The organism is Achromobacter sp. EG18 (assembly GCF_059759395.1).
Genome location: NZ_CM186213.1, coordinates 1,325,608 through 1,337,092, shown reverse-complemented (window position 1 = coordinate 1,337,092; position 11,485 = coordinate 1,325,608). Strand labels below are relative to the sequence as shown.

General features: G+C 69.4%; 10 protein-coding genes. 1 reads left to right on the top strand and 9 read right to left on the bottom strand.

Features of this window, described 5'->3' with window-relative positions:
• Window positions 1–77: 77 nt before the first annotated feature.
• The 4 genes from AC6CR5_RS06320 to AC6CR5_RS06305 all read right to left on the bottom strand — a co-directional run bounded on the left by AC6CR5_RS06320 (window position 78) and on the right by AC6CR5_RS06305 (window position 4,660).
• Window positions 78–1,235, bottom strand: coding sequence for an NAD(P)H-dependent flavin oxidoreductase (locus tag AC6CR5_RS06320; RefSeq protein WP_020927870.1), 1,158 nt, complete (start codon window positions 1,233–1,235; stop codon window positions 78–80).
• Window positions 1,236–1,417: 182 nt separating this feature from the next.
• Window positions 1,418–2,806 (bottom strand): tripartite tricarboxylate transporter permease, encoded by a 1,389-nt coding sequence (locus tag AC6CR5_RS06315; RefSeq protein ID WP_020927869.1) that lies wholly within the window; start codon window positions 2,804–2,806, stop codon window positions 1,418–1,420.
• Window positions 2,803–3,276, bottom strand: coding sequence for a hypothetical protein (locus tag AC6CR5_RS06310; protein ID WP_047990889.1), 474 nt, complete (start codon window positions 3,274–3,276; stop codon window positions 2,803–2,805). The genes AC6CR5_RS06315 and AC6CR5_RS06310 overlap by 4 nt, the downstream gene beginning before the upstream one ends.
• Before the next feature lie 94 nt (window positions 3,277–3,370).
• The gene (locus AC6CR5_RS06305; protein ID WP_020927867.1) at window positions 3,371–4,660 is read right to left on the bottom strand and encodes a hydroxymethylglutaryl-CoA reductase, degradative; all 1,290 of its coding nucleotides are present in this window, start codon (window positions 4,658–4,660) and stop codon (window positions 3,371–3,373) included.
• Between the two features lie 140 nt (window positions 4,661–4,800).
• Here AC6CR5_RS06305 and AC6CR5_RS06300 point away from each other — a divergent pair, with 140 nt between their 5' ends.
• Window positions 4,801–6,231: an aminotransferase-like domain-containing protein gene (locus AC6CR5_RS06300; RefSeq protein WP_054444746.1), complete on the top strand. Its 1,431-nt coding sequence runs from the start codon at window positions 4,801–4,803 to the stop codon at window positions 6,229–6,231.
• Here the strand turns inward: AC6CR5_RS06300 and AC6CR5_RS06295 are convergent.
• The 5 genes from AC6CR5_RS06295 to AC6CR5_RS06275 form a co-directional block, all read right to left on the bottom strand.
• Window positions 6,222–7,013, bottom strand: coding sequence for an anaerobic ribonucleoside-triphosphate reductase activating protein (locus AC6CR5_RS06295; RefSeq protein ID WP_207384454.1), 792 nt, complete (start codon window positions 7,011–7,013; stop codon window positions 6,222–6,224). The genes AC6CR5_RS06300 and AC6CR5_RS06295 overlap by 10 nt on opposite strands.
• Window positions 6,979–7,161 (bottom strand): anaerobic ribonucleoside-triphosphate reductase, encoded by a 183-nt coding sequence (gene nrdD / locus AC6CR5_RS06290; protein WP_054444748.1) that lies wholly within the window; start codon window positions 7,159–7,161, stop codon window positions 6,979–6,981. Before nrdD ends, AC6CR5_RS06295 begins: the two co-directional genes overlap by 35 nt.
• Before the next feature lie 64 nt (window positions 7,162–7,225).
• The gene (locus tag AC6CR5_RS06285) at window positions 7,226–9,226 is read right to left on the bottom strand and encodes a ribonucleoside triphosphate reductase (RefSeq protein ID WP_498085362.1); all 2,001 of its coding nucleotides are present in this window, start codon (window positions 9,224–9,226) and stop codon (window positions 7,226–7,228) included.
• A 139-nt stretch (window positions 9,227–9,365) separates the two neighbouring features.
• A complete protein-coding gene (locus AC6CR5_RS06280) occupies window positions 9,366–9,716 on the bottom strand; it encodes a DUF3325 domain-containing protein (RefSeq protein ID WP_054444749.1) in 351 nt (116 codons plus the stop codon).
• Window positions 9,713–11,323, bottom strand: coding sequence for a PepSY-associated TM helix domain-containing protein (locus AC6CR5_RS06275; protein WP_054444750.1), 1,611 nt, complete (start codon window positions 11,321–11,323; stop codon window positions 9,713–9,715). Before AC6CR5_RS06275 ends, AC6CR5_RS06280 begins: the two co-directional genes overlap by 4 nt.
• Window positions 11,324–11,485 lie beyond the last annotated feature (162 nt).

Sequence of the window (11,485 nt, the reverse complement as noted above, 5' to 3'; positions counted from 1 at the left end):
TGAACGAAAAATAATATTATACGACGTTTAATAATTTTCCCGGCCCCGTATGAAGGGGGCAGCCGCGGGCCGGCCGGTCAGGCCGCCGTCGGCATCCTGCCGTTCAGCAGGTAGTCCATCAGCTCGCGCACGCTGCGCATGGCGTCGCCGAACGGCAGCTTGGAGGCGCCCCGGAAGAACAGGCCGCGACTGACTTCGCCGCGCATGGCGGCGGCCAGCTTCAGGTCGATGCAGAACTGGCCGAAGCGCGCGATGCCGTCGCGCAGTCCGCACTGCGTCAGGCAGTCCATGCGCTGGCTGCAGCGGCGCGCGTCGCAGCGGGTGTTTTCCTGCAGCGTCTTTTCCTGGCGCAGGTAGCGCGTCAGCCAGGGCGTCGGCACGGCGCGGGCGGGCAGGCCGGCGACGCTGGTGAATTCGGCCAGCTTGTCGGGGTCGGCTTCCATCAGGACACGCTTGAAGTTCTCGTGCGCGTCGCCTTCCCGGGTCACGGCGAAGGCCGTGCCGACCTGCACGCCGTCGGCGCCGTTGCCGAGCCAGTGGCGTACCTGTTCATGGCTGCCGACGCCGCCGGCCACGATCAGGCGCGGGGCGTCGCGGCCCAGTTGCAGGTCCTGGAACAACTGGCGGCATTCGGCCAGCACGCGCTTGAAGTCGAAGCGTTCATCGTGGATGTCGTCCAGGCGGGCCGCGCCCAGGTGGCCGCCGGCGTAGCCGGGGTGCTCGATGACCACGGCGTCGGCCATGCGGCCTTTCTTCATCCATTTCTTCAGCACCGCCGCCACGCCGCGCGCTTCGGACAGGATCGGCACCAGGGCCACCTTGGGATAGTCGGCGGTCATGTCGGGCAGGTCCAGCGGCAGGCCGGCGCCCATCACGATGGCCTGGGCGCCGCTTTCGCAGGCCTGGCGCACCAGCGCGGGATGGTCGCGCACCGCCTTCATGACGTTCACGGCCACCACGCCGCGCCCCTGCGCGGTGTCGAGCGCGGCGCGCACTTCACGGTCCAGGGCCACCAGGTTGGCGTTGTCGATCTGCTCGCGGTCGCGGCAGTCCTCGGTCTGCTCGATCAGGTCCGGATGGTGATGGCGCAAGTCCACACTGGCAATGGTGCCGACCGCGTTCTGGCTGGCGACCGCGCCGGCCAGGCGATGGGCGGATACGCCGACGCCCATGCCGCCCTGGACGATGGGCAGCAATTCGCGTCCGGCGAGTGTGAGGGATTTGAACCACGTCATGAAATGGGAGCCTTTATTGGGAACAGTGGCTCCGAGGCTAGAGCAAGGCATGCCGCGCCGCCTTGCGCGGGATCAAGCGGGCGGGGGAAAGCGGGGGGGATGAAGGCGCCGCGCCAGACGCGGTCGCCGCGAAAGCAAAAAAGGGGCGGAGCACGGCGGCTCCGCCCCTTGCCGCCGGTGAATCACGCCACCAGCTTGACCAGCGCCGGCACCGTCAGCACGGCGGTGTAGTAGCCCATGAACTGCACGCCGGTGTTAAAGCCGAACAGGCGCGACAGCAGGCCGCCGAACAGGCCCATGGTCAGGATCACCAGCAGGCCCAGGAACTGGCCTTCCCACACGCTGATCACGATGATCAGGCCGACGAAGGTGGCGATGATGGCCTCGTGGCTGACCTTGCGCGACACGAACAGCGCGGCGCGGCGCGCGAAGTTCATGGCGAACGGATACGACACGATCGCCGCCAGCAGCACCGCCAGCATGCCGTAGCCCAGGAACTCCCAGTGGTTCAGCAGGTTGTGCAGGTTGTGGGTCTGGCCGCTGGCCGCGTCCACCGTGAAGCGCGGCGGGGCGTTGAACAGCGGCGCGGCCGGACCGGCGGCCACCGGGCTGAGCGGCAGGCCGAAAGCGATCAGCGGGATCAGGGCCTCGGCGATGTAGGTGGCCTCGGTGACGCCGTTGCGCGCGCTCAGCACCGTGGTCAGGCGGTGATAGGCGTGCTTGACGCGCGAGCCCACCAGTTCGCCCAGCACCACCGTCATCGCCACCGGGCTGAACACGAAGGTGGCGCTGGAGATGGTGGCAGTGGCCAGGGTCCAGCGGGTCTGGATGCGATCCATCACCTTGAGCGGGTTGGGGAAGTAGCCCGACCAGCCCTTGACGTCCGGCGCAAGCGAGAACGTGCGCACCTTGTCGCGCATCATTTTGGCGCGGCCCTGCGGCGCGATCACGGTGAACAGGTCGGCGATCAGCGGGCCGATGGCGATGCCCAGGAAGTAGCTGATGCTGAGCTTGACGCCGTACTTGGCGGTCAGGCTCTGCAGCGCCACGATCACCACCACGAAAGGCACCAGCAGCGCCACCGCGGCCCAGCGGCCGGCCGAGAAATAGGCGATCAGCACCGCCGCGGCCAGGAAGATCCACGGCGCCGACTTGGTGATGGCGCCGCCGAACGGCGCCAGCAGCACGGCGAACAGCACCGCCAGCGGCACCGCCACGAAGGCGGCGACGATGGCGCCCGACACCATCTTGCGCAGCGCGATGTGCGGCACGCCGAGCTTGCGCAGCATGTTGGCGTCCTGCAGCAGCGGCGTGGCGAGCGTGTCGCCGGGAATGCCCAGCAGCGCCGTCGGCACCGCGTGGGTCATGTGCTTGGCCACCGCGCCGGCCAGGAAGAAGGTGAAGACGCCGGCCGGCGGCACGCCCAGCAGCACCACCAGCAGCGTCAGCGGCGCCAGCGTGGTGGTCTCGTCGGTGCCGGACACCAGGCCGATGGCGGCGAACACCACCGCGCCCAGGAGGCCCATGCCGGCGGCCACCATGATCTGTTCAAGCAACACGGGATCGCTCATGCCGGCACCTCTTCACGCACGTTGCGCGGTTGGGCCTGCGGCGCCGGCGCCGCGGCGGGCGCGGCGAACAGCTCGTACAGGTCCAGTTCCTTCAGTTCTTTGACCACCGCCGGCGGCAGGTCCGCCAGCGTGCCCAGGCCGCCCGGTTGCGCGGCCAGTTCGGCCAGCACCTCGGCGCGCCAGGCCGGATCGTGCGAGGCGCTGTGCTCGACCACTTCGCGCTTGGGCGGGAACAGGCGGGCGCAGATCACGCCCGCCAGCACGCAGCCGGCCAGGCCGGCCAGCATGGCGTAGGCGTGCGCCAGCTCGGGCGAGGCGACCTTGTCGCGCAGCCAGCCGCTGGCGGCGTAGAAGCCCGCCACGCTGACGGCGATGCCGATGGCGATGGCCCACGCCAGGTGGCGCAGGTCGACCGTGTCGTTCCATACTTCGGCCAGGCGTCCGGCGGACGCCTTGCTGTCTCTTTCCATGTCTGTCTCCTTGATGGACGGGCGGCGCGGGCGATTCCCGGCGCCGCCTCTGTTCTTGTGCGGCCGGCGTGCGTGCGCCGGCCGTGCCGCGCCGTCAGGCCGGTTTCCGCAGTTCCTCCAGCAGCGCCAGCGCGCGGTCGGCGCGCACGTCCTTTTCCTCGGCCATGCGTTTGGCCAATTGGTCGACCTCGGCGCCCACCGCGCCCACCGTCAGCGCGATGTTGCGCGCGTGCAGCGCCATGTGGCCGCGCTGGATGCCTTCGGTGGCCAGCGCCCGCAGCGCGCCCAGGTTCTGTGCCAGGCCCACGGCCACGGCGATCTCGCCCAGCTCCTGGGCCGAGCGCACCGCCATGATCTTGAGCGCCAGCCGCGCCAGCGGATGGGTCTTGGTGGCGCCGCCCACCAGGCCCACCGGCATCGGCATTTCCAGCGTGCCGACCAGGGCGCCGCTGGCGTCCTTTTCCCAATGGGTCAGCGAGGTGTAGCGGCCGTCGCGGCAGGCGTAGGCATGGGCGCCGGCCTCGACCGCGCGCCAGTCGTTGCCGGTGGCGACGATGACCGGGTCGATGCCGTTCATGATGCCCTTGTTGTGGGTGGCGGCGCGGTACGGGTCGGTGGCGGCGAACACGTAGGCGTCCAGCACGCCCTCGATGATCTCGGCGCCGCTGCGGTCCTTGGTGTCGAGGGTCTGCGGCGTCAGGCGCACGCGGGCCCGCGACAGGCGCAGGTCGGCCAGGTTCGACAGGATGCGCAGCCGCACCGTGCCACCGGTGATCTCCTCGACCAGCGGCGCCACGGCCTCGGCCATGGTGTTGACGGTGTTGGCGCCCATGGCGTCGCGCACGTCGACGATCAGGTGCAGCACCAGCATCGGGCCGCGCGGCGTGTCGGCGAACACGTGCGCCTCGATGTCCTGGCAGCCGCCGCCCAGGCCGATCAGCACCTGGTCGCGGCTATTGGCCAGCTTGACGATGCGCTCGCGCTCGCGCAGCAGGGCGACGCGCGCGCCGCGCGGGTCGCTCAGGCCTAGCACCTGCACCTGGGCGCGCATCAGCGGCCGGGTGCTGGAGGTTTCGAAGCCGCCGTTCTCGCGCGCCAGCTTGGCCATGAACGAGGCCGCCGCCACCACCGACGGTTCTTCCACCGCCATCGGCACCAGCACGTCGCGGCCATTGACCTGGAAGTTGCCGGCCACGCCCAGCGGCAGCTCGAAGGCGCCGATGACGTTCTCGATCATGCCGTCGGCGCGGTCCAGGCCCAGCGCGCCCGGCTCGGCCAGTTGCTGGTGTTCCTCGGGCGTCAGGCCGGCCGCGTCGGCGATGGCGGCGAGGCGTTGGGCGGGGGTGAGGGCGCGGAAGTTGGGCAGGCGTGAATCGGCCACCATGGCATGTGTCTCCATCGGAAATCTAAGAATTGGGTGGCCAGATTCTAGGTAAACTGTACCGGCATTCAGAGGTACAGTTTGGGCGAACAGTACCATCGCACTGCACCAATTTTCGACTTTTTCCCGCTGGAAACCACGCCGTGGACGCCGATAATTCCCCGGGCCGCGCCCCGCGCGCCGCGCCCATCGCCGAAAGCCTGGCGCGCCTGATCGGGCGCCAGATCGCCGAGGGCGTCTACCGCCCGGGCGATAAATTGCCATCGCTGCGCGAGCTGGCGCAATTGCACCGCTACGCCAAGAACACCGTGGTGGTGGCGTTCGAGATGCTGGTGGCGCGCGGGCTGGTGGAACCGCGCCGCGGCTCGGGCTTCTACGTGCTCGATACCGGTCCGGCGCGGCGCGCCGCCGACGAGGAGTCGGGCCAGTTGAGCCGCGCCATGGACATCGTCTGGCTGATGCGCGAGCAGCTCAAGACCCAACCCGACGCCATCGCCGCCGGCGACGGTTTCCCGCCGGTGGAATGGCTGGCCGACATGCGCATGGACCGCTATCACCAGAAGGTGGTGCGCACCGGCCTGGGCACGCTGTTCCGCTATGGCAGCCGCTTCGGCTACGCGCCGCTGCGCGAGAGCCTGGTGCGCAAGCTGGGCGACGTCGGCATCAGCGCGGCGCCGTCGCAACTGGTGCTGACGCACGGCGCCAACGAGGCCATGGACCTGGTGATCCGCTATTTCCTGCCGCCGGGCGCGGCGGCGCTGGTGGACGATCCGGGCTACTACCCGCTGTTCGGCAAGCTCAAGCTGGCGGGCGTGCGCATGCTGGGCGTGCCGCGCCTGGCGGACGGGCCTGACCTGGCGGCGCTGGAGGCCTTGTTGCAGCGCGAGAAGCCGCGCCTCTTTTTCACCCAGTCGCTGGCGCACAATCCCACCGGTTCGGACATCTCGCCGGCCAAGGCCTACAAGCTGCTGCAGCTGTCCGAGCGCTACAACCTGATCGTGGTGGAGAACGACCCGCTGGCCGACTTCAAGCCGACCTCGGCGGTGCGGCTGTCGGCGCTGGATCAGCTGGAACGCACGGTCTACATTGGCAGTTTCTCGAAGTCGTTCTCGGCGGCCTTGCGGGTTGGCTTCATCGCCTGCGGCGCGGGCCTGGCCAGCGATCTGGCGGACCTGAAGGCGCTGGTGCACGTCAGCAGTTCGGAATACTGCGAGCGCATGGTCGACGTGATGCTGCGCGACGGCCACTACGAACGCCATCTGGTGCGCCTGCGCCAGCGGCTGGAGGCGGCCACCGGCGACGCGCTGCGGGCGCTCGATTCGCTGGGCGCGACGGTCTACACGCGGCCCACCCGCTCGCTCTATCTGTGGGCGGCGTTTCCCGGCATCGACAATTCGCTGGCGCTGGCCGAGGACCTGATGCCGGAGAAGGTCATCATGGCGCCGGGCCGGGTGTTCAGCGTCGACCCGACCGCCGTGTCACCGTGGTCGCGCTGCAATGTGGGCGCGGTGGCGTCGCCGCGCTTTCACGCGGCGCTGGCGGCGCGCCTGGGACGCGCCAGCGCTCAGCGGTAGGCGAATTCCTCGAACCAGCCGCGCAGCAAAGCCTGTGCCTGCGTGCCCAGCAGCCGCGCCGGCGGCGTGCTGGGGCAGCTGCGCGCGCCCTGCACCGCGAAGCGCTTGACGCCGCGCCGCGCCAGTTCGCGCGCCAATCCCAGCAACCGGGTCTCGTCGAGCCAGTCGGGATGCCAGGTGATGCGGCATTCGAAATCCACGCCGGCCGTCAGCAACTGCGTCAGGCAGGCCTGCGCCGGGCGGTGCGAATCGCGTCGGCCGGTGATGTCGTCATAGCCCTGCGCGTCGGCCTTGATGTCCAGGCCGACCCAGTCCAGGTAGCGCAGCACGTCGGCCAGCCGCAGCGGATAGATGCCGGCCGTGTGCAGGCCGATGCGATAGCCCATGCGCCGCGCCTTGCGGATCATCGACGGCAGGCGCGGTTCGCTCAGCGGTTCGCCGCCGGAGAACACCACGGCGTCCAGCAGCCCCTGGCGGTTGTCGAGGAAGGCGCGCACGTCGCGCCAGTCGTAGCGCGCGTTGCGCGTCTGCAGTTCGGGGTTGTGGCAGTAGTGGCAGCGCCACGGACAGCCGGCGATGAAGATGACGGCGGCCAGCGTGCCGGGCCAGTCCACGGTGGAAAACGGCGTCAGCCCTCCCACCGCCGGGGAATGGCGCGGCAGCGGCTGGGCCGCCGGCCGCGGCGGCGCGGCATAGGCCATGCGCGGCGGGTGGCGGGCGGGGGCGGCCTTGCGGCCGCCGGCCGCTTCAGGCACGTTGTTCGACGAAGAAGCGGCGTTCATTGAATTCGCCTTGTTTGCCGGTATTGAAGGAAGACACGGGGCGGTGGTAGCCCATGACGCGGGTCCAGACTTCGCAGCGCACGCGCTGGCTGTCGTCCAGGCGCAGCGCCCGCGGGGCGGCGGCTTCGGGAGAGATCACGGTTTGCATAATGGCTCCTTGGGGAAAGGCCGGGCGGGGATCGCCCGGGGAAAAAAGCGGTCGACAGCGGCGGTCAGGCCGGCGCGCAGCAAGACGCCTGCTTGGCCAGCAATTCGGCGTCGCACTTCGGGCAGAACTCGTGGTGCCCGGCCAGATAGCCGTGGTTCGGGCAGATCGAGAACGTCGGCGTGACGGTGATGTACGGCAGCCGGAAATTCGACAGCGCGCGCCGCACCAGTTCCTTGCACGCGCTGGCCGACGACACGGCCTCGTTCATGTACAGATGCAGCACGGTGCCGCCGGTGTACTTGCCCTGCAGCGACTCCTGCAGGGCCAGCGCCTCGAACGGATCGTCGGTGTGGCCCACCGGCAGCTGGCTGGAGTTGGTGTAGTAGGGCTGGGCCTCGGTGCCCGCCTGCAGGATGCCGGGGTAGCGCTTGCGGTCTTCGCGGGCGAAGCGGTAGGTGGTGCCTTCGGCCGGCGTGGCCTCCAGGTTGTAGAGGTGCCCGGTCTCTTCCTGGAACTCGGTCATGCGCGCCCGCACCCGGTCCAGCAGGCGCACCGCCAGCGCATGGCCGGCCGGCGTGGTGACGTCCTCGGCGTCGCCGCTGAAGTTGCGGATCATCTCGTTGATGCCGTTCACGCCCAGCGTGCTGAAGTGGTTGCGCAGCGTGCCGAGGTAGCGCCGCGTGTACGGGTACAGCCCCTGGTCGATGTAGCGCTGCACCACCTTGCGCTTGGTTTCCAGCACGTCGCGGCCCAGGCCCAGCAGGTGATCCAGGCGCGCCATCAGCGCTGCCTCGTCGCCGCGGCAGGTGTGGCCCAGGCGGGCGCAGTTGACGGTCACCACGCCCACCGACCCGGTCTGCTCGGCCGAGCCGAACAGGCCGTTGCCGCGCTTGAGCAGTTCGCGCAGGTCCAGCTGCAGGCGGCAGCACATGGAGCGCACCATGTGCGGCTCCAGGTCGGAATTGAGGAAGTTCTGGAAGTACGGCAGGCCGTAGCGCGCGGTCATCTCGAACAGGCGCTCGGTGTTGGGATGGTCCCAGTCGAAGTCAGGCGTGATGTTGTAGGTGGGAATCGGGAAGGTGAACACGCGCCCCTTGGCGTCGCCGGCCATCATCACCTCGATGTAGGCGCGGTTGATCATGTCCATCTCGGCCTGCAGGTCGCCATAGGCGAACGGCATTTCCTCGCCGCCGACGTAGGGGATCTGCTCCTTCAGGTCGGCCGGGCAGGTCCAGTCGAAGGTCAGGTTGGTGAACGGCGTCTGCGTGCCCCAGCGGCTCGGCACGTTCAGGTTGTAGATCAGTTCCTGCATGCTCTGCTTGACCTCGGCGTAGGTCATCGCGTCGCGCCGGATGAAGGGCGCCATGTAGGTGTCGAACGAGCTGAAGGCCTGGGCGCCGGCCCATTCGTTCTGCAGCGTGCCCAGGAAGTTGACGATCTGGCCGATGGCCGCCGACATGTGGCGCGGCGGCGTGGCCTCGATCTTGCCGGGGATGCCGTTGAAGCCTTCGGTCAGCAGCTGGCGCAGGGACCAGCCGGCGCAATAGCCGCTGAGCATGTCCAGGTCGTGGATGTGGATGTCGCCATCGCGGTGGGCCTGGCCGGCCTCGGGGGTGAAGACGCTGGACAGCCAGTAGTTGGCGGTGACCTTGCCGGCCACGTTCAGGATCAGCCCGCCCAGGCTGTAGCCCTGGTTGGCGTTGGCGTTGACGCGCCAGTCGCGCTGTTCCAGGTATTCCTCCATGGCGCTTTCCACGTCCACCAGGGTGTGGCGCAGCGCGCGCAGGCGGGCGTGTTGTTCGCGGTAGACGATGTAGGCGCGGGCGGTGCGCCAGTAGCCGGCCTTGACCAGCGTTTCCTCGACCTGGTTCTGGATGGTCTCCACGCCGGGGCAGACGTTGCCTTCGGCGGCCAGCGCCTCGATCACCGCGCCGGTCAGCGCCTGCGCGACGTCGGCGTCCAGTTCTCCGGTGCCGCGGCCGGCGGCGGCGATGGCCGCGGCGATCTTGTCGCGGTCGAATGCGACGACCCGGCCGTCGCGCTTGAGGATGTGTTGGAGTTGCATCGCTGACACCATATGTTGTGGGGTAGGGAAACTCTACCACCACCTATGGTGTCGAAAGCCCGGCTATCGAGGCGTTTGTCGGCTTGTCTTGATGCCGGTCAAACGGCGCCGGCTGGGCCGGCGCGGACGCAATGCGGCCCTAGAAACCCAAGCCGACCCCGGCCAGCGAGATCACCAGCGCCAGGGCGGCGGTGCCTATGGCCGGGCGCGGTGCCCACGACAGCATGCCGACCCACAGCAACGCGCCGGCCGACAGCCAGCCCAGCCAGGCCACCACGCCCACGGTGTTGCCCCACAGGCCGACGCAGGGCAGCAGCGCCAGCAGCAACAGCAGGATGCCCGCGCCGCGCAGCACGCGGGAATGGCCGGCCGAGGGATCGCGGCCCCAGACCTGGTCGTAATGGCGCGGCATCGCCAGGCTCAGGCAGGCCATGCCGGAATAGGTCAGCAGCAGCGCCATGGCGATGCCGAAGGCGTCGTTGAGATTCATGCCGTGGCCTCCCGCGAAGCGCGCGTATCGCGCGGCGGCGGCGCCGACAGCGGTTTGCGGCCCAGCCGCAGCGCGGCCCAGCCGGCCGCCAGGCCCATGGCCACGGCCGTCAGTTCGACCCCGGCGCTTTCCCAGTCGCCGCGCGCGATCTGCGCCAGCGGATGGTCGCCCAGCGTCAGCAGGGACAGCAGCGGCAGCAGCAGGCACAGCGCCGACAACAGGCCCAGCTGCCACAGCCAGGCGCGCCGCGGACTGCACAGCCAGGCATGGGCCAGCGTCAGCGCCCAGACGATGAAGAAGGCGCGCAGTTCCCAGCCGGCGCGCTGCGGCAGCGACACCGGCAGCAGCCGGTTGGCCCACAGGTAGGCGACGCAGGCGATCGCCAGGCCGGCCAGGGCGGCCACGTTCAGGCCTTCGATCAGGCGGTAGACGCGCGCGGTGGCGGCGCCGAATTCGTCGCCCATCCTGGCGCGGCGCTTGACCATGAACAACACCGCGCCGGTGCCCATCATGGCGGTGCCGGCCAGGCCGCACACGAAGTACAGCCATTTCATCGCCAGTCCGCCGAACTTGACCATGTGCAGGTCGGACATCACCTGGCGCGTCAACGGCGCGGCGCCACCCTCGACGCCGCCGGGGGCGCGCAGGCGCAGCAATTGGCCGGTGGCGGCGGAGAATTCCGCCATGCCGGTGGTGCTGCTGATATGGACGTTCTGGTCGGCCTCCTCGTTCCAGCCATAGACCGCGATCCGCATCGAGCCGTCTTCGGGGTTGTTGATGACGATGGCGCGCGCGGTCTGCCCGATCAACCGTTCGGCGCGCGCGACCAGCGGTTCCAGGGCCGGCACGGCGAGCGCGGTGCCGGTCAGCGGGGGCTGGTCTTCGCGCGCCAGTTCGGCCAGGTACAGGCGGGCGGCCTCGGCGCCGGGGCCATAGGTCGCCGCGATCGGCGCCGGCATCAGGGTGAAGGCCGAGATCACGATGCCGGTATAGGCGATCATGAACTGGAAGGGCAGGGTCAGCACCGCGGTGGCGTTGTGCGCGTCCAGCCACGAACGTTGGCCCTTGCTGGCGCGGAAGGTGAAGAAATCCTTGAAGATGCGCTTGTGCGTCACCACGCCGGAAACCATCGCCACCAGCATCGCCATGGCGGCGAAGGCCACGATCCACAGGCCCAGGGGCTGCGCGTGCAGGTTGTAATGGAAGTCGACGAAGTGGTCGCCGCCGAAGGTGGCGCGGCCTGCCTCGTGGTGGTCCTCGTCCAGTTCGCGGCCGGTCTCGGGGTCGAGTTCGGCGTCGGCGTATGCGCCGTTCGAGTCGAACCAGTAGGCCACCAGGCCGTTGTCGTGGTGCCGGTTGACCGGCCAGATCTCCCACATGCCGGCGCCGGCGTGATGCCGCGCCATGTACTGCACCGCCAGATCGAGCCGGCGCGCGCGATCCACCTTCACGGGCTCGCGCGCCGCCGCCTCGGCCTCGGCCGCATGGTGCTCCGGCGTCATCCAGTGGGTGATGGGTTCGGCGAACACCGCCAGCGTCCCGGTCAGGAAGACGGCGAACAGCAGCCAGGAAAACCACAGGCCGACCCAGGTGTGGAGCCAGGCCATGGACAAACGGAAACTGGGTTTCAGAACGCGCCTCTTTCTTCTATCGACGCCGCCGCGAGCCCTGCCGCGGGTCTTTTATTGAGAATGGTTCCGATTCTAGTCGAAATGGGGTCGGAATAGGACGATTCCCGACGCCATCGTGCCGGCGGACCGTGGCCCGCC